The organism is Streptomyces sp. NPDC001410 (assembly GCF_042895235.1).
Taxonomy (GTDB): domain Bacteria; phylum Actinomycetota; class Actinomycetes; order Streptomycetales; family Streptomycetaceae; genus Streptomyces.
The window spans coordinates 31,934-48,961 of sequence record NZ_JBIAWE010000012.1 but is presented as its reverse complement, the minus strand read 5'-3'; the positions used below and the strand labels follow the sequence as shown (position 1 = coordinate 48,961).

At 71.7% G+C, this 17,028-nt stretch carries 14 protein-coding genes; 12 read left to right on the top strand and 2 right to left on the bottom strand.

The genetic code is table 11. The annotated features are described in order from the left end of the window. Positions 1-17: 17 nt before the first annotated feature. The 6 genes from ACFY3C_RS26020 (at position 18) to ACFY3C_RS25995 (ending at position 7,890) form a co-directional block, all read left to right on the top strand. Complete coding sequence (locus ACFY3C_RS26020) at positions 18-812, top strand: MinD/ParA family protein (protein ID WP_386580465.1); 795 nt, start codon at positions 18-20, stop codon at positions 810-812. Between the two features lie 41 nt (positions 813-853). Continuing rightward, complete coding sequence (locus ACFY3C_RS26015; RefSeq protein ID WP_390772440.1) at positions 854-2,929, top strand: maltotransferase domain-containing protein; 2,076 nt, start codon at positions 854-856, stop codon at positions 2,927-2,929. Next, complete coding sequence (gene glgB / locus ACFY3C_RS26010) at positions 2,926-5,172, top strand: 1,4-alpha-glucan branching protein GlgB (RefSeq protein ID WP_390772439.1); 2,247 nt, start codon at positions 2,926-2,928, stop codon at positions 5,170-5,172. The genes ACFY3C_RS26015 and glgB overlap by 4 nt, the downstream gene beginning before the upstream one ends. Continuing rightward, positions 5,169-5,591, top strand: a complete 423-nt coding sequence (locus ACFY3C_RS26005; RefSeq protein ID WP_386580471.1) for a CoA-binding protein — start codon at positions 5,169-5,171, stop codon at positions 5,589-5,591. The genes glgB and ACFY3C_RS26005 overlap by 4 nt, the downstream gene beginning before the upstream one ends. Positions 5,592-5,803: 212 nt before the next feature. Further along, positions 5,804-7,222, top strand: a complete 1,419-nt coding sequence (locus tag ACFY3C_RS26000) for a DHA2 family efflux MFS transporter permease subunit (RefSeq protein WP_386580472.1) — start codon at positions 5,804-5,806, stop codon at positions 7,220-7,222. A gap of 32 nt (positions 7,223-7,254) precedes the next feature. Continuing rightward, complete coding sequence (locus tag ACFY3C_RS25995; protein ID WP_390772438.1) at positions 7,255-7,890, top strand: DsbA family protein; 636 nt, start codon at positions 7,255-7,257, stop codon at positions 7,888-7,890. Positions 7,891-8,157: 267 nt separating this feature from the next. Here the strand turns inward: ACFY3C_RS25995 and ACFY3C_RS25990 are convergent, their stop codons facing one another. After that, positions 8,158-9,192, bottom strand: coding sequence for a zinc-binding dehydrogenase (locus ACFY3C_RS25990; protein ID WP_386580475.1), 1,035 nt, complete (start codon positions 9,190-9,192; stop codon positions 8,158-8,160). A 206-nt stretch (positions 9,193-9,398) separates the two neighbouring features. On the opposite strand from ACFY3C_RS25990, the gene ACFY3C_RS25985 reads away from it, so the two are divergent. The 6 genes from ACFY3C_RS25985 (at position 9,399) to ACFY3C_RS25960 (ending at position 15,584) form a co-directional block, all read left to right on the top strand. Then, entirely contained in the window at positions 9,399-10,343 is a 945-nt protein-coding gene (locus ACFY3C_RS25985; protein WP_386580476.1) for an NAD(P)/FAD-dependent oxidoreductase, read from the top strand. Positions 10,344-10,350: 7 nt separating this feature from the next. Beyond that, entirely contained in the window at positions 10,351-11,622 is a 1,272-nt protein-coding gene (locus tag ACFY3C_RS25980) for a low temperature requirement protein A (protein ID WP_390772437.1), read from the top strand. Positions 11,623-11,726: 104 nt separating this feature from the next. Continuing rightward, the gene (locus tag ACFY3C_RS25975; protein ID WP_390772436.1) at positions 11,727-12,062 is read left to right on the top strand and encodes a Nif11-like leader peptide family natural product precursor; all 336 of its coding nucleotides are present in this window, start codon (positions 11,727-11,729) and stop codon (positions 12,060-12,062) included. Beyond that, positions 12,059-12,388: a Nif11-like leader peptide family natural product precursor gene (locus ACFY3C_RS25970; RefSeq protein WP_390772435.1), complete on the top strand. Its 330-nt coding sequence runs from the start codon at positions 12,059-12,061 to the stop codon at positions 12,386-12,388. Before ACFY3C_RS25975 ends, ACFY3C_RS25970 begins: the two co-directional genes overlap by 4 nt. A gap of 9 nt (positions 12,389-12,397) precedes the next feature. Beyond that, a complete protein-coding gene (locus ACFY3C_RS25965; RefSeq protein WP_386580483.1) occupies positions 12,398-13,939 on the top strand; it encodes a GMC family oxidoreductase in 1,542 nt (513 codons plus the stop codon). A 55-nt stretch (positions 13,940-13,994) separates the two neighbouring features. Continuing rightward, positions 13,995-15,584, top strand: coding sequence for a GMC family oxidoreductase (locus ACFY3C_RS25960; RefSeq protein WP_386580485.1), 1,590 nt, complete (start codon positions 13,995-13,997; stop codon positions 15,582-15,584). A gap of 58 nt (positions 15,585-15,642) precedes the next feature. Here the strand turns inward: ACFY3C_RS25960 and glgA are convergent, their stop codons facing one another. Further along, positions 15,643-16,827: a glycogen synthase gene (glgA, locus tag ACFY3C_RS25955; protein WP_390772597.1), complete on the bottom strand. Its 1,185-nt coding sequence runs from the start codon at positions 16,825-16,827 to the stop codon at positions 15,643-15,645. Between the last annotated feature and the right edge of the window lie 201 nt (positions 16,828-17,028).

Genomic DNA, 17,028 nt, shown 5'->3' with positions numbered 1-17,028 from the left:
AAGCCCGGGGGAAGACCATGTCGCAGATCATCACCGTGCACTCGTACCGGGGTGGCACCGGCAAGTCCAGCACCGCCGCCAACCTGGCGGTGCTCCTGGCCTCCGCGGGCCGCCGGGTCGCACTCGTGGACACCGACATCCAGACCCCGGCCCTGGACGTGCTGTTCGGTGACACGCTCGGCACGGTAGGGCGCTCCCTGAGCGACTACCTGGTCGGGCGCTGCGAGATCGAGGAGGCCGCCTACCCGGCCGAGGCGGACGCGGGACACGACGGCTTCTTCGTGGTGCCCGCCCGGAGCCGGGCCGCGGGCATCAACGAGATCATGGGCCGCGGCTACGACGTCGGGCTGCTGCGGGAGGGCTTCGACCGGCTGATCGACTCGCTCGCCCTCGATGTGCTGCTCCTGGACACCCACGCCGGTTTCAACAACGAGACCGTGACCGCGATGGCCAGCTCGGACGCCCTGGTGGTGGTCACCCGGGCGGACCGTCTCGACATGGCCGGCGCCGCCGAGACGATGTCGCTGGCCGACCGGCTCGGCTGCGGCCGGCTGAGCGTGGCCGTGAACATGGTGCCGGCCGGGATGGCCGAGCAGCGGCTGCGGGACGAGGTGGCCGGCGCCTTCGGGACCCGGATCACCGTGGCCCTGCCGTACGCCCCCGAGATGGCGTCGCTGGCCGGGGAGCAGCTGTTCAGCACCGCGTATCCGCAGCACCCGCTGGTGGCGGGCTACCGCCGCATCATCGCCGACGTGAGCAACGGGACCACGGCACTGCGCCGGGGGGCGCAGCATCCTCCCGCCCTGTCATGACGCACGTCCACGACCGCTCTTCCGTGCCAGGAGGCATGAACATGCAAGGCAAGCCCGAGGTCCGCCGGCTGGTGCCCACCGTCGGCCGGATCCCCGTGCGGGACCTGCGCCCTCAGGTGGACGCGGGCCGCCGCCCCGCCCGCGCCGTACCCGGCGAGCTGTTCGAGGTGTCCGCCACCGTCTTCAAGGAGGGCCATGACGCGGTCGCCGCGAACGTCGTGCTGACCGACCCGGACGGCGCGTCCGGCCCCTGGACGCCCATGCGGCTCCTCGCGCCGGGCACCGACCGCTACGCGGCTCTGGTCGCGGCCGACCGGGAGGGCGAGTGGACGTACCGGGTCGAGGCCTGGGCCGATCCGGTCGCCACCTGGCGGCACATCGCGCAGATCAAGATCCCGGCGCGGATCGACGTGGAACCGGTCCTGCGGGAGGGCGCGGCGCTGCTGCAGCGGGTGCTCGACCGGCTGCCGGGCATCCCCGGCGGGACCGGACCGGACGCCCCGGCCGCCGACCCCGAGCGGGCCCGCCGCGTGCTCGACGCGGTCCGGGACCGGCTGCTGGACGACACGCTCGGCCCCGACGAGCGGCTCGCCGCCGCCCTCGATGCGGAACCGGCCGCCCTGCTGGCCGCCCGTCCGCTGCGCGAGCTGGTGACCTCCTCGGCCGAACTGCCGTTGCGCGTGGACCGTGAGCGGGCGCTGTTCGGGTCCTGGTACGAGTTCTTCCCGCGCTCGGAGGGAGCGGTGCCGGCCACCGTGAACACCGAGGGAGTGCTGGAGCCGGCGCGCTCCGGGACCCTGCGCACCGCGGCGGAGCGGCTGGAGGCCATCGCCGCGATGGGCTTCGACGTGGTGTACCTGCCCCCGATCCATCCGATCGGCACCACCCACCGCAAGGGCCGGGGCAACACCCTCACCGCGGGTCCGCACGACCCCGGATCGCCCTGGGCGATCGGCTCACCGGCCGGCGGCCACGACAGCGTCCACCCGGACCTGGGCACGCTGGACGACTTCGACCACTTCGTCGCCCGGGCCGGTGAGCTGGGCCTGGAGGTGGCGCTCGACTTCGCGCTGCAGTGCTCGCCCGACCACCCCTGGGTGACCGCGCACCCGGACTGGTTCCGCCGCCGGATCGACGGGTCGATCGCCTACGCCGAGAACCCGCCGAAGAAGTACCAGGACATCTATCCGCTCGACTTCGACGCCGACCCCGACGGGTTGTACGCGGAGTGTCTGCGCGTCCTGCACCACTGGATGGCGCACGGGGTGCGGATCTTCCGCGTGGACAACCCGCACACCAAGCCCGTGTGGTTCTGGGAGCGGCTCATCGAGGCCGTGCACCGCACCGACCCGGACGTCGTCTTCCTCGCCGAGGCGTTCACCCGGCCCGCCATGATGCACAGCCTCGCCCGGGTCGGCTTCCACCAGTCGTACACCTACTTCACCTGGCGCAACTCCAAGGAGGAGGTCGAGTCCTACCTCGCCGAACTCGCCGGTCTCGGCGGCGAGGAGAGCGCGGCCTACCTGCGGCCCAATCTCTTCGTGAACACCCCGGACATCCTCAACGCCTTCCTGCAGTACGGCGGCCGCGCGGCCTTCGCCGTCCGCGCCGTCCTCGCGGCGACGGCCGCCCCCACCTGGGGGGTCTACGCGGGCTACGAGCTGTACGAGAACGTGCCCGCCGGACCCGGCAGCGAGGAGTACCTGGACTCGGAGAAGTACCAGTACCGGCCGCGCGACTGGAAGGCGGCCGAGGCGGCCGGCGACACCCTCGTCCCGCTGATCACCACCCTCAACCGGCTGCGCCGGGACCACCCCGCCCTGCGGCAGCTGCGCAACCTGCGCTTCCACCGCGTGGACAACGACGCGGTCGTCTGCTTCTCCAAGCGGGCCGGGGACGACTGGGTCCTGGTCGTGCTCAACCTCGACCCGCACAGCGTGCGGGAGGCGACGGTCTTCCTCGACCTGCCCGCCCTCGGGCTCGACCGCGCCGAACCCTTCGACGCGCACGACGCGCTGACCGGCGAGACCTACCGCTGGGGCCGCGAGAACTACGTACGCCTCGACCCGCGGCACCAGGTCGCCCACATCATCACGGACAGGACGGCCCTCTCGTGAACCCGGTAGCAGCCCCCCACCCCGTCCGGACCGCCCCCGTCCGGCTGTCCGCCACCGACCTCGGGCGACTGACCAGCTCGGAGTGCAGCGATCCGCACAGCCTGCTCGGACCGCACCCGGGACCCGGCGGCGTCACCCTGCGCGTCCTCAAACCGCTCGCGCGGGCCGTGTGGGCCCTCGACCCGGCGGGAGGAGTCCTGGCCGAACTGGCCCACGAGGGCGGCGGAGTCTTCTCCGGGACGCTGCCCGGACCGGACGTCCCCGAGTACCGGCTGCGGGTGCGCTATCCACAGGGCGACTTCGAGACGGACGACCCCTACCGGTTCGCACCCGTGCCTGGGGAACTCGACCTGCATCTGATCGCGGAGGGCAGGCACGAGCGGCTGTGGACCGTGCTCGGGGCCCAGGTCCGCGAGCACCGGTCGGTCACCGGAGTGTCGTTCGCGCTCTGGGCGCCGAACGCCCGCGCGGTCCGGGTGGTCGGCGACTTCAACCACTGGGACGGCACCGGGCACCCGATGCGCTCGCTCGGAGCCTCGGGCGTGTGGGAGCTGTTCGTGCCGGGCGTCGGCGACGGCTGCCGCTACAAGTACGAGATCCTCGCGCACGACGGCGTGTGGCGGCACAAGGCGGACCCGCTGGCCCGGTCGGCGGAGGCCGCTCCCGGCACCGCGTCGGTGGTGTTCACCTCCCGGCACCGCTGGAACGACGCCGCCTGGATGGCCGAGCGGGGCCTGCTGCCCGCCCAGCGGGCGCCGATGAGCGTGTACGAGCTGCACCTGGGCTCCTGGCGGCCCGGCCGGACCTACCGCCGGCTGGCCGCCGAACTGCCCGGCTACCTCAAGGCGCTGGGCTTCACCCATGTGGAGTTCCTGCCCGTCGCCGAGCACCCCTTCGGCGGCTCCTGGGGCTACCAGGTCACCTCGTACTACGCACCCATGTCCGCGCTCGGCACCCCCGACGACTTCCGGTTCCTCGTCGACGCCCTGCACCGGGCGGGCATCGGCGTGATCGTCGACTGGGTGCCGGCGCACTTCCCGAAGGACGACTGGGCGCTGGCCCGGTTCGACGGCGCCGCCCTGTACGAGCACCCCGACCCACGCCGCGGCGAACACCCCGACTGGGGCACCCTCGTCTTCGACTACGGCCGTGACCAGGTACGCAACTTCCTGGTGGCCAACGCCCTCTACTGGTGCCGGGAGTTCCACGTCGACGGCATCAGGGTGGACGCCGTCGCCTCGATGCTCTACCTCGACTACTCCCGCCCCGACGGCGGCTGGCTGCCCAACGCCTACGGTGGCCGGGAGCACCTGGAGGCGGTGGAGTTCCTCCAGGAGATGAACGCCGCCCTGCACCGCTGCTGCCCGGGCGTGGTCACCATCGCCGAGGAGTCCACGGCCTGGGAGGGCGTGACCCGGCGCACCGACCGCGGCGGGCTGGGCTTCGGGCTCAAGTGGAACATGGGCTGGATGCACGACTCCCTGACCTACATGGGCAAGGATCCGGTGCACCGGGCGTACCACCACCACGCGCTGACCTTCCCGATGGTCTACGCGTACGCCGAGCACCATCTGCTGCCCGTCAGCCACGACGAGGTCGTGCACGGCAAGGGCTCGCTGTTCGGCCGGATGCCGGGCGACCGCTGGCAGAAGTTTGCCAACGCGCGGGCCTATCTGGCCTTCATGTGGGGCTTCCCCGGCAAGCAACTGCTCTTCATGGGACAGGAGTTCGCGCAGGAGGGCGAGTGGTCGCACGAACGCGGCCCGGACTGGGCGGAGCTGGCCGAGCCCGCGCACGCGGGTGTACGGGACCTGGTGCGCGACCTCAACGCGCACTACCTCCGGCTGCCCGCGCTGTGGAGTCTGGACGCCGACCCCGCCGGCTTCAGCTGGCTGGACGCCGACGCCGCCGACGACAACGTCTACTCCTTCCTCCGCTACGACACCGACGGCAGCCCCCTGGTGTGCGTGCATCACTTCCAGCCCACCGTGCGCCACGACTACCGCATCGGGCTGCCCGCGGGCGGCGAGTGGACCGAGATCCTCAACACCGACGCCGCCCGCTACGGCGGCTCCGGCGTGGTCAACTCCGGTCCGCTGACCGCGCGTTCCCACCCCTGGCAGGGCGTGGAGTGGAGCACCGAGATCACCCTTCCGCCACTCGGCGTGGTCTGGCTGCGGCCGCTGCGGCCGGCCGCGGAACCCGCCACAGGTACCCGACACGAGAACGGACGGCACGCATGACCGAGCAGTTATGGGACGAGTACCGGCGCATCCTGAACGGGGCGCGCACGATCGCCGTGGTGGGTGCGTCGGCCGAGGCCGGCAAGTCCGCCCACGAGATCCCCGCCTACCTCCAGCGCAAGGGCTTCAAGGTCATACCGGTCAACCCGCACCACGGCCGGGTGCTCGGCGTGCCCGCCGTCCCCTCGCTCCTCGAGATCGCCGAACCGGTCGACATCGTCGACGTCTTCAGGCCCGCGCCCGAGACGCCGGACGTGGCCCGGGACGCCGTGGCCATCGGGGCCCGTGCCCTGTGGCTGCAGCTGGGCATCGTCTCCGACCGGGCCCACGAGATCGCCGAGGCCGGCGGGCTGAGCGTCGTCATGAACCGCTGCCTCGGCGCGGTCCACGCGGAACTGGAACTCGCCGGGGACATCTGACGGCCTGTTCCGCGCTCGGTCGGTCCCAGCCGTATCCGCAACAAGCCGACTTCAAGTTGTCGCGGTGACTTCTTTGCTCCCGCCCGGGGGGCCGCGGCTACGTTCGGTTGCCGTTCCGCACGCACAGTCCAGCGGAGCGCGGCCTCACCTACTCAACTCTGGGGGTTCCTCTCATGTCCGCACCAGCGGTCACTGAGACTTCGCTCAACCCAGTGGTCCGGCGCCCTGGCGCGGCACTGGCACTACTCGTCGCGGTCCAGTTCATGCTCGTCCTGGACTCCACCATCGTCGCGGTGGCGCTGCCCTCGCTCGGCACCGATCTCGGTTTCTCCCAGGCCGACCTGTCCTGGGTGACCAACGCCTACCTGCTCCTGTTCGGCGGCTTCCTGATGCTCGGCGGCCGGCTGGCCGACCTGGTGGGCCGCCGCAAGCTGTTCATGGCCAGCCTGCTGCTGTTCGCCGCGGCCTCGCTGCTCGGCGCGCTGGCCGGCACGCCCGCCCTCATGATCATCGCCCGCTCCCTGCAGGGTCTGGCGTCCGCGTTCGCCGCGCCCGCCGCGCTCTCCCTGCTGATGACGGTCTTCCCGAACGGCACCGAGCAGGAGCAGCAGCAGCGCAACAAGGCCATGGGCGTCTACGGCGCGGTCTCCGGCGCGGGCGGCGCCGCGGGCATGATCCTCGGTGGTCTGCTCACCGACTGGTTCGGCTGGTCCGCGGTGTTCTACGTCAACGTCCCCATCGCCGTCGGCGCGATCCTCCTCGCGGGCAGGCTGCTCCCGGCCGACCGCGCCGAGACCAGGTCCTCCGGCGGCTTCGACCTCACCGGTGCCGTCCTCAGCACCGGCGGCCTCGCGCTGCTCGTCTACGTCCTGGTCGAGGCGGAGAAGGTGGGCTGGACCTCCGCCCGTACCCTCGGACTCGGCGCGCTGGCGCTGGTGATGCTCGCCGGCTTCCTGCTGCTGGAGTCGCGCCTGAAGCAGCCCCTGGTCCCGCTGGGCATCTTCCGCAAGAAGACGCTGCGCGGTGCCAACCTCGTGGGTGGCCTGATCCCGATGGCGGTCATCCCCGCCATCTTCTTCCTGACCCTCTACACCCAGCTGGTGCGCGGCTTCTCGCCGCTGAAGTCCGGCCTGGCGCTGGTGCCGCTCGCCCTGTCCGTCGTCATCGCCGCCACCAACGTGGGCCGTGTCCTGCCCCGGCTCGGCCTGCGCGGCACCACGATGATCGGCACCGTGCTGGTGCTGGCCGGCACGCTGTGGGCCACGCAGATCGACCAGGGCGCCTTCTTCGTCGAGCAGTTCGGCCCCGAGGTGCTCACCGGCCTGGGCGGTGGCACCGTCTGGGTGTGCGCCACCGTCGCCGCGACCGCCGAGGCCACCGAGGAGGAGGCCGGTCTCGCCTCCGGCCTGTTCAACACCGCCAACCAGGTCGGTGCCGCCCTCGGCCTCGCCATCCTGGTCACGGTCGCCGGGTCCGCCACCACCGACGCCGTCCGCGACGGCAGCGCGCTGCCCGCCGCACTGACCGAGGGCTACCGCACGGCGCTGTTCGGCTCGGCCGGCTTCGCGGTACTGGCCACGCTCGGGGCCCTCGCCCTGCTGCCGGGCCGTACCCCGACGTCCCAGTCCTGACCTCGGCGCTCCGCCGCGCCCCGGAGGAGAACATGAACACGACTGAGCCGCGCACCGTCGACTTCTGGTTCGACCCGATCTGTCCATGGTCCTGGATGACCTCGCGCTGGATCCTGGAGGTCGAGCAGGTCCGGCCGGTGCGGACCCGCTGGCATGTGATGAGCCTCGCCGTCCTGCAGGAGAACCCGCGGCTGCCCCGCGCCTACCGGCAGATGCTGCTCGACGCGCAGGGCCCGGCCCGGGTCTGCGCCGCCGTGCAGCAGGAGTACGGCGCCGAACTGGTCGGTCCGCTCTACACCGCCCTCGGCAGCCGCTTCCACCAGCGCGGCCTGCCGCAGAACCGGGAGGTGGTGGAGGAGGCGCTGGCCGAGGTCGGGCTGCCGTCCTCCTTCGCCGACCACCTCACCCTCCTCAAGCACGACCACGCGCTGCGCCAGTCCCACCGGGCGGCGGTGGCGCTGGTCGGCGACGACGTCGGCACACCCGTCATCGCGCTGGAGGGTCCGGGCGAGGGCGGTCAGCAGGTGGCGTTCTTCGGCCCGGTCGTCACCCCGACGCCGCGGGGCGAGGCGGCGGGCAGCCTGTGGGACGGGGTGGTCCTGGTATCGGCCACACCCGGTTTCAGCGAACTGAAGCGGACCCGGACGCACGGGCCCGACTTCCGCTGAACCCTCCGGGCGGCCATGACGGTGGCGGGCCCGGAGAGCCGGGGGTCTGGGGCTCCGCCCCCAGACCCCCGGCTTTTCAGCCGACCGAGTCGGGTGGTGGGTGGGCAAAGGCCGGGGGTCTGGGGGCGGAGCCCCCAGGAACGGCGCGCCGGCCGACAGGACCGGAGGTCCCGTCGGCCGGCACGGCCACCGGCGTTCCCGGTGACCCGGCCCGCCGCGGCCATGGCACCCGATCAGAACTCGATCGACATCAGCGATCGACCGGCATCACAGCTCGATCAGCGTCTTGATGGCCCTGCGCTCGTTCATAGCCCGGAACCCTTCCGGAACCCCGTCCAGCTTGACGGTCAGGTCGAAGACCGGGGAGGGGTCGAGCCGGCCGGCCAGCACGTCGGCCAGCAGCTCGGGGATGTGGGCGCGGACCGGGGCCACGCCCCCGCTCAGCGCGACGTTGCGCCGGAACATCTGCCGGAAGTCGAGGCCCTCGTTGCCGTCGCGCGGTACCCCGACGAAGCCCACCGCGCCGCCGTCGCGCACGATGCCCAGCGCGGTGTGCAGGGCCTCGCCGGTGCCCGCGGCACCCAGTACGGCCTCGGCACCGAGCCCCCGGGTGAGTTCCCGCACCGACTCCACGGCACCCTCGCCCCGTTCGGCCACGATGTCGCTCGCCCCGAACCGCCGGGCGACCGCGGCCCGGTCCGGGTGGCTGCTGAGCGCGATGACACGCTCCGCCCCGAGCCGCCGGGCGGCGAGCACCCCGCACAGTCCGACCGCACCGTCGCCGACCACGGCCACCGTCGCTCCGGGCCGCACCCTGGCGCACAGCGCCGCGTGGTGGCCGGTGCCCATCACGTCGCACAGGGCGAGCAGGGCGGTGGGCGGGGCCTCGGCGTCCGCGGGCACCGTCACCAGCGTTCCGTCCGCGAAGGGCACCCGGACCGCCTCGCCGTGCGCGCCGTCGGAACCGGGCTGGCCGAAGAAGCCGCCGTGCACACAGGAGGTGTGCAGCCCCGCGGCACAGTGCGCACAGACGCCGTCGGACCAGGTGAACGGCGCGATGACCCGGTCGCCCTCGCGCAGGGTGGTGACCGCGGAGCCGACCGCCTCGACCACGCCGATGAACTCGTGGCCCGTGCGCTGGCTGCGCGGGCGCGGGGCCGGATTGCGGTAGCCCAGCAGATCGCTGCCGCACACGCAGGCGTGCGTGACCCGCACCAGGGCGTCGGTGGGATAGCGGAGCCGAGGGTCGGGAACCTCCTCGACCCGGACGTCCCGGTGGCCGTGAATGACACTTGCGCGCATGTGAGCTCCCGCCTAGAAGCGCGTGGACATACGGAGTTCACGACTCAATCCGGGCCGCCGGGCACCGGCAAGGAATCCGCTCGGGCTATCTGAGGTCCGCCGCCCGCCCCGACTTCAGATTGTCTGCTCGGATCGATGGGCCGTTGCCGTACCGCCCGGTTAGCGTCGGCCGCCGGAACGGATCCATTCGGGGAGGGGACTTGGCCATGCCCGCCAGCACATCGTCCGAGGCCGGGCAGCCGGTCGACACCATCGTCGTCGGGGGCGGTCCGGCCGGCCTGTCCGCGGCGCTCTACCTGGCCCGATACAACCGCGAGGTCCTGGTCTTCGACACCGGCCACGGACGTTCGACGCACCACCAGACCAACCACAACTACCTGGGGTTTCCCTCGGGCATCCCGACCGTCGACCTGCGCAAGCTGGGCATGGAGCAGCTCGCCCACTATCCCAACGCCCGCGTGGTGCACCACCTGATCACCCAGGCCGAGGGCAACGCGGTCGAGGGCTTCACCGTCCGCTCCCAGGGCCACTCCTGGCAGGCCCGGTCGCTGCTGCTGGCCACCGGAGTGCTCGACCACTTCCCGCACTTCGAGGGCTGGGAGTCGTACGTCGGACGGTCGATGTTCTGGTGCATCACCTGTGACGGGTACGAGAACCGGGGCCGGAGCATCCTGGTGGTCGGCCACACCGACGCGGCCGCGGGTGAGGCCATGCAGCTGCACAGCCTCACCGACCGGGTGCGGCTGCTGACCAACAGCCGCAGCGACGAGATCAGCGTCAAGTTCCGGCGGCGGCTGGAGCGGGCCGGGATTCCCGTGGTGCACGACCGGATCAAGGAGGTCGAGGGCGAGGGTGGCATGCTCTCCGCGGTGCTGACCCGCCGCGGACTCAAGCTGGAACTCGACGCGCTGTTCTCCATCCAGGGAGCCACCCCGGAGACCTCGCTCGCCCAGCAGCTCGGCGTCGGGCTCGCGCCCAGCGGATACGTGCAGGTCGACTCCGAGCAGAAGACCTCGGTGCCCGGCGTCTACGCGGCCGGCGACCTCACCGCCCTGCACTCCCACCAGGTCACGGCGGCCGTCCACGAGGGCGCGCAGGCTGCCTCGGCGGCCAACTACTTCCTCTATCCGCCCGAGTTGAAGGCCGACTGAGACCGCCATGAGCGTGGAGACGGACGACAGGGACTCCGCCTACCACCCGGATGCGGACGTGGAGATCGCCGGCACCGAGGACGACGCCGGACCTGACGAGCAGGGCGCCGAACAGCGCGTCACCTGGGCCGAGTTGTTCTTCGACCTGGTGTGGGTGTTCGCGCTGACGCAGATCGCCACGAGCCTGGGCACCGCGGGCGGCCCGATGGAGCTGCTGCGCACCCTGGTGCTGCTGGTCCCGCTGTGGTGGGGCTGGACCAGCGCCACCCTGGTCGGCAATTCCGCGGGCGAGGCGCTGGACCGGCCCTCGGGCCGCTTCCTGCTCTTCGCCCTCGGGGCCTGCGGCCTGGCCATGACGGTGGCGGTGCCCCACGCCTACGGCGGGCACGGACTGCTGTTCCCGCTCTGCTACATCGCCATGCGGCTGCTGCTGTGGGCCGGGATGCGGCGACTTCCGCTCTTCGGTGATCTGCGGGTGGAGCCCTTCGGGATCAACCTCCTGGTCGTCTGCCCGGTGTTCCTGGCCGGCGGACTGCTCCCGGAGCCGGCCCGCACCCTGGCCTGGGCCTGCGCCGCCGTGCTGGAGGTGGCCGTACCGGTGCTGCTGGGCCACCGGCTGGACCGGATGCGGTTCGAGACCTCCCACCTGCCGGAGCGCTTCGGCCTGGTGATCATCATGGCGCTCGGCGAGACCGTGATGTCGGTGGGCACGAAGGTCTCCGGCAGCCCGCCCGGCGCCGCGCAGTTCGCCGCGCTCGCGGTGAGCTTCGTGGTGATCCTCGGCCTGTGGTGGAGCTACTTCCACTTCGGCGCCGCCGCGGTGCGGCACAGCCTGCGCACCGACCCGGTCCAGGCCCGCATCGTCCGGGACGTGTTCAACTACGGCCACTTCGTCTACGTCACCGCCATCATCTGCGTCGCGGTCGGCCTGAAGAAGCTGTGCGTCGACCCGTTCGGGCCCCCGCACGGCCTGCCCGGGCTGCTGCTCGCCCCCGGCGCCGCGCTGTACCTGCTCGGCTTCTGCTACTCGCGCTGGCGCATGTTCGGCGCGGCCGGGGTCAGCCGTTTCTCCGCGGCGCTGCTCTGCCTCGCGCTGTGCCCGCTCGCCCCCTGGCTGCCGCTGTTCGTCACCGGCGTCCTGGTGGCCCTGGTGCTGGTCGGTCTCAACGTCTTCGAGTACTGGATCGTCTCCACCGGCCGGCGCGTCCTCTTCGTACATCTGCCGCGCCTGCCGAGAAGGGCCGGGAATTCCGCGGACGCCGCCGCGACGGACCGGTAATTCAGAAAGTCTCGTCCCGACTTTTGCGGACAACGCCCATTTCCGGCCACGCTCATTGCGGCGCACATTCCGTGCGCAGTGGAGTCTTCGAGCGGAGGGCGCACATGTCCCAGCAGAGTTTCGTGAAATTCCTCCTGGCCGCCCGGGATGATCCGGCGAAACGTGCCGCGTACGAGTTGCGCAATCTGAGCCAGCTCGTGTTCCACGCCAAGAACGAGGGATTCGAGTTCACGCCCGAGGAGATGGCCGAGATCGTCTCCCAGCTGGAAATGGGCGTGATCACCGACAAGGACGCGGAGCCGGTGGACGGCAACAGCTCCCTGTGGCGCGAGATGTGGGGCCACACCCACCTCGGCTACCTGCTGGACCGGGTGGTCGCCCGGCACACCGACGACGAACTGCGCGCACTCGCCGACACGAACGGAGCCGCACTCCGATGAGCAGCAAGAACGTGATCGAGTTTCTGCGCACGGTGGCCGTGCGGCCGGACCTCCTGGAATCCCTCAAGTACCGCAGCAAGGACGAGGTGATCCGGGCCGCGGAATCCTTCGGATTCCCGTTCAGCAGCCAGGAGTTCGACGACCTGATCTGGGATCTGGAGGCGAAGCTCGCCGGAGTGCGCGGCGATAACTTCGACGGCACGTTCCCGCTGTGGCAGACGATGTGGGGCAGGTACTACCTGGAATACCTGGTGGTCGACCTCGTTCCGAGTTTCCAGGAGACCAAGCTGCTGCCCACGTTCGCGGAGACGCCGCAGCTTCCGTAAGGAGCCCCCATGCAGAACGAGGAGAGTTACGACTACGTCGTGGTGGGCGCCGGCTCCGCCGGATGCGTCGTGGCCGCACGGCTGCTGAAGCGGACCGACGCCCGGATCCTGCTGCTGGAGGCGGGCGGAACGGACGACGCCGACGCTGTGCACCGCACCGACATCCTCTCGATGGTCTCCCTGTGGGGACCGCAGGGGACGGTCTGGGGGTACGAGACGGTCCCGCAGCCCGGTCTGGGCGGCCGTACGATCTCCGTCCCGCAGGGCAGGATGCTCGGCGGCGGCAGCTCCGTCAACGCGATGATGTGGGTGCGCGGCAACCGCCGCGACTTCGACGGCTGGCGGGATCTCGGCAACGAGGGGTGGGGGTACGAGGACGTCCTCCCGTACTTCCGCAGGTCCGAGTCGTACGAGGAGAGCGTCTCCCGGTACCGGGGCGTGGGCGGCCCCCTCTCGGTCGTGCCGTACGCGCGGCCCGCCGAGGTGTCCCGTGCCTTCGTGGCCGCCGCCGGCGAACTCGGCTTCGACGGCCCGGGCGACTACAACGGCGAGCGCCAGGAGAACACCGCGTTCTTCTACCAGTCCACCCGCACCAAGGACAATCGCCGTGCCAGCACCGCGGTCGCCTATCTCCAGCCGGTGCTGGGCCATCCCCGGCTGACCGTCGTCACGGGCGCGACGGCGACCCGGCTGGTGCTGCGGGGCGGCCGGGCGGCCGGTGTCGAGTACCTGCGCGACGGCGAGCCGCACACGGCCACCGCCAGGGCCGAGGTCGTGCTGTCGGCGGGCGCGCTGGCCACCCCGCGGCTGCTCATGCTCTCCGGGATCGGCCCCGACGCCGAGCTGCGCGGCCACGGCATCGACCCGGTCGTCGATCTGCCGGGGGTGGGCCGCAACCTCCAGGACCATCTGCTCTTCGGGGTTGCCTACGAGAGCCCGCGGGAGCTGCCCGTCCCCGAACTCCTCTCCGAGGCCGGTCTGTTCACCACGGCACGGCCCTCGGGCGAGGACGCCGCACCGGACCTGCAGTACTTCTTCGGGCCGGTGCAGTTCGTCGACGAGCGCTACAAGACGGACGCGCCGGGCTTCACCTTCGCCCCCATCCTCGCCCGGCCGCGCAGCCGGGGCACGGTCACACTGGCCTCGGCCGACGTGCTCGCGCCGCCCGTCGTCGACCCCCACTACCTGGAGGCCGAGGAGGACCTGGAGGTCCTGGTCCGGGGCATCACGCTGGCCCGCGAGCTGGCCCGCACCCGGGCCCTCACCCCGTTCCGCGGCCGCGAACTCGCCCCGGGCGCGGACGTCACCTCCCCCGCCGGACTCGCCCGCTACGTGCGCGAGTCCGCCTCCACCGTCTGGCACCCAGTCGGCACCTGCCGCATGGGCGCGGACGGCGGCTCCGTGGTCGATGCCCGGCTGCGGGTGCACGGGGTGGACGGGCTGCGGATCGCCGACGCCTCCGTCATGCCGGCCATCACCACGGGCAACACCAACGCCGCCGTGGTGATGATCGGCGAGAAGGCGGCGGATCTGATCGGGGCCGACGCCTGAGCGGGCGGCACGGCCGATGCGAACCATCCACCAGGCAATCAGGGAGAGGACAGCCATGACCGAGACCTACGACTTCGTCGTCGTCGGGGGCGGAACGGCCGGTCTGGTGACGGCCACCCGGCTCAGCGAGCTGGAGGACGTCTCCGTGCTGGTCATCGAAGCCGGCAGCGCCAAGGACGACCGGCTGCTGGAAGTGCCCGAACTGTGGTCCCAGACCAATCTGAGCGAGTTCGACTGGTCCTATCTCACCGAGCCGCAGCCCGCCCTGGGCGGCGAGACGGTCTACTCGGCGTCCGGTCGCGGAGTCGGCGGCAGCTCGAACATCTACCACATGATCCACAACCGGGGTCAGGACGCCGACTACGACTCCTGGGCCTACCAGGGCGCCGCCGGCTGGTCCGCCAAGGACGTGCTGCCGTACTTCCAGCGGATCGAGAACCAGGAGGACGGCACCAACCCGACGGCCGGGCGGGGCGGCCCGATCAACGTCGTCAACACCGGGGACGAGGGCAACCCCGTCTCCCAGGCGTTCGTCGACGGCTGTGTCGAACTCGGCTATCCCGAGGTGGCCGACGTCAACGTGGACCGCTTCGGGGTCGGCTGGCACCACCTGGACATCCGGGACGGCAAGCGCAACGGCGTCCGCACCGCCTACTACGACCCCGCCCGCGCACGCACGAACCTCACCGTGCGGGCCGACTCGACCGCGACCCGGCTGCTGTTCGAGGGGACCCGGTGCATCGGCGTGGAGTACCTCCACGAGGGCGAGCGCAAGGCCGTACGGGCCGAGCGGGAGGTCGTGGTCAGCTCGGGTGCCGTCGAGTCGCCCAAGCTGCTGCTGCTGTCCGGCATCGGCGACCCCAAGCAGCTGACCTCCTTCGGTATCGACGTCGTCGCCGACCTGCCCGGCGTCGGCGAGAACTACCAGAACCACCCGCTGGTGATCGGCCCCACCGGATACATGGACAAGCCGGGTCCCGCCGAGGGGGTCATCAACGAGCCCGCGCTGTACTGGGGTTCACAGCCCGGCCTGCCCGGCCCGGACATGGAGCTGTGGTTCCTGCCGCGCGCCCCGTGGGGCGAGAAGCTGATCGAGAAGCTCATGGAGTGGAAGCGCACCGGCAGCACCTCGTCGGTCTCGGTGCAGGACGAGGTGGACCCGCGGCTGGTCATCATGCTGCCGGCCGTGATCCGCCCGCTCTCGCGCGGCTGGGTGCGACTGGCGAGTGCCGACCCGACGGTACGGCCCCGGGTCAACCCCAACTTCTACGGGGAGCGGGCCGACCTGGAGCGGGCCACCGACATCACCGAGATCGCCCGCGAGGTGTTCCGCTCCAAGGCGTTCACCAGCCGGTGGGGCGTCCGTGAGGTCGCACCCGGACCGGACGTGCGCACCCGCGCGGAGCTGCGGGACTGGGTGGCACACAACACCGGCTCGTTCCACCACTACTCGGGCACCTGCAAGATGGGCATCGACGAACTCTCCGTGGTGGACGCCCGGTTGCGGGTACGCGGGATCGAGGGGCTGCGGGTGGCCGACACCTCCGTCATGCCGTCGATCGTCTCGGCGCACACCCACACCACGGCCGTCATGATCGGCGAGCGTGCCGCGGACTTCATCAAGGAGGACCTCGCGGAGGGATGAGGACGAAGAGGACGAGGACGGGGCCCCGCCGACCGGCGGGGCCCCGTCCTCGTCCTCGTTACGTCAGCACCCGGCGGTACACGTCCAGCACCCGCTCGGCAGCCGCCCGCCAGGAGAAGTGCTCCCGAGCCCGCAACCGCCCGGCCTCGCCCAGGGTGCGGGCGAGTTCCGGCTGAGCCAGCAGCCGGTTCACCGCCGCGGCGAAGTCGGAGGCGAAGCGCTTCTCGTCCAGCGGGGTGCCCGTACCGTCCTGCTCCTGCTCGATCGGCACCAGCAGCCCCGTGACCCCGTCCGCGACCACCTCGGGTATCCCCCCGGTGGCGGTGGCCACCACGGCCGTACCGCAGGCCATCGCCTCCAGATTGACGATGCCCATCGGTTCGTACAGCGAAGGGCAGACGAACACCGAGGCGTGCGTCAGCAGTTGGCGCAGCGAGCCGGCGTCCAGCATGCCGTCGATGCGGACGACACCTCCTCTGACCCGCTGCAGCTCGTCGACCAGTGCGGCCGTCTCCGCCGCGATCTCGGGCGTGTCCGGCTGCCCGCAGCACAGCACCAGCTGGGCCGCCGGATCCATCTCGAAGGCGGCGCGCAGCAGTTGGGGCAGCCCCTTCTGCCGGGTCACCCGTCCCACGAAGAGCACGAGCGGACGCTCGGGATCGACGCCGTACCGCTCCAGCGCGGCCGTACCCGGATCGGGCCGGTGCACCTCGGTGTCGATGCCGTTGTGCACGACGTGCACCCGCTCGGGGGCGACCTCCGGGTAGACGCGCAGGACGTCCTCGCGCATCCCGTGCGACACGGCGATCACGGCGTCCGCCGTCGTCACGGCCGTCCGCTCCACCAGCGAGGACAGCCGGTAGCCGCCGCCCAGCTGCTCCTCCTTCCACGGCCGCAGGGGTTCGAGGCTGTGCGTGGTCACCACGTGCGGGACGCCGTACACGGTGCGGGCCAGCTGCCCCGCGGCGTTCGCGTACCAGGTGTGGCTGTGCACCAGGTCCGCGCCCTCGCACGCGGCACTCATCTCGACGTTCGCGGCGAGGGTGCGCAGCGCCGCGTTCGCGCCGTCCGCCAGCGGCGGTTCCCGGTACGCGAACACCCCGGGATCGGGGCGGGGTTCACCGAAACATCGCACCCGCAGGTCGACCAGGGTGCGCAGCTGCCGGGACAGCTCGGTGACGTGCACGCCCGCGCCGCCGTAGACGGCGGGCGGGAATTCCTTGGTGAGCAGATCCACGCGCATGTTCATCCGTACTTCCATCCGTACTTCCTGACGTCTGCGGCCGCGAGCGGCGGTTTCCGTGCATGCCGGTGCCCGGTCTCCGGTGGTGTCCGACGGGGGAAGTGGGGCTGGAGCGCGCGGGAGCGGCATGTCTGTGCCCGGTGTGACCTGGGAATCCGTGGCCGCGCGACGACGGGGGTGGAACGCGGCGGCCACGGATCC

Excerpts from the sequence above, each read along its gene's own strand:
- ACFY3C_RS25980 (WP_390772437.1), top strand. The coding sequence starts at position 10,351 with ATGAGCGTGGAGACGGACGACAGGGACTCCGCCTACCACCCGGATGCG.
- ACFY3C_RS25995 (WP_390772438.1), top strand. The coding sequence starts at position 7,255 with ATGAACACGACTGAGCCGCGCACCGTCGACTTCTGGTTCGACCCGATC.
- ACFY3C_RS25985 (WP_386580476.1), top strand. The coding sequence starts at position 9,399 with ATGCCCGCCAGCACATCGTCCGAGGCCGGGCAGCCGGTCGACACCATC.
- ACFY3C_RS25990 (WP_386580475.1), bottom strand. The coding sequence starts at position 9,192 with ATGCGCGCAAGTGTCATTCACGGCCACCGGGACGTCCGGGTCGAGGAG.
- ACFY3C_RS26020 (WP_386580465.1), top strand. The coding sequence starts at position 18 with ATGTCGCAGATCATCACCGTGCACTCGTACCGGGGTGGCACCGGCAAG.
- ACFY3C_RS26015 (WP_390772440.1), top strand. The coding sequence starts at position 854 with ATGCAAGGCAAGCCCGAGGTCCGCCGGCTGGTGCCCACCGTCGGCCGG.
- ACFY3C_RS25960 (WP_386580485.1), top strand. The coding sequence starts at position 13,995 with ATGACCGAGACCTACGACTTCGTCGTCGTCGGGGGCGGAACGGCCGGT.
- ACFY3C_RS25965 (WP_386580483.1), top strand. The coding sequence starts at position 12,398 with ATGCAGAACGAGGAGAGTTACGACTACGTCGTGGTGGGCGCCGGCTCC.
- ACFY3C_RS26005 (WP_386580471.1), top strand. The coding sequence starts at position 5,169 with ATGACCGAGCAGTTATGGGACGAGTACCGGCGCATCCTGAACGGGGCG.
- glgA (WP_390772597.1), bottom strand. The coding sequence starts at position 16,827 with ATGCGCGTGGATCTGCTCACCAAGGAATTCCCGCCCGCCGTCTACGGC.
- ACFY3C_RS25970 (WP_390772435.1), top strand. The coding sequence starts at position 12,059 with ATGAGCAGCAAGAACGTGATCGAGTTTCTGCGCACGGTGGCCGTGCGG.
- ACFY3C_RS25975 (WP_390772436.1), top strand. The coding sequence starts at position 11,727 with ATGTCCCAGCAGAGTTTCGTGAAATTCCTCCTGGCCGCCCGGGATGAT.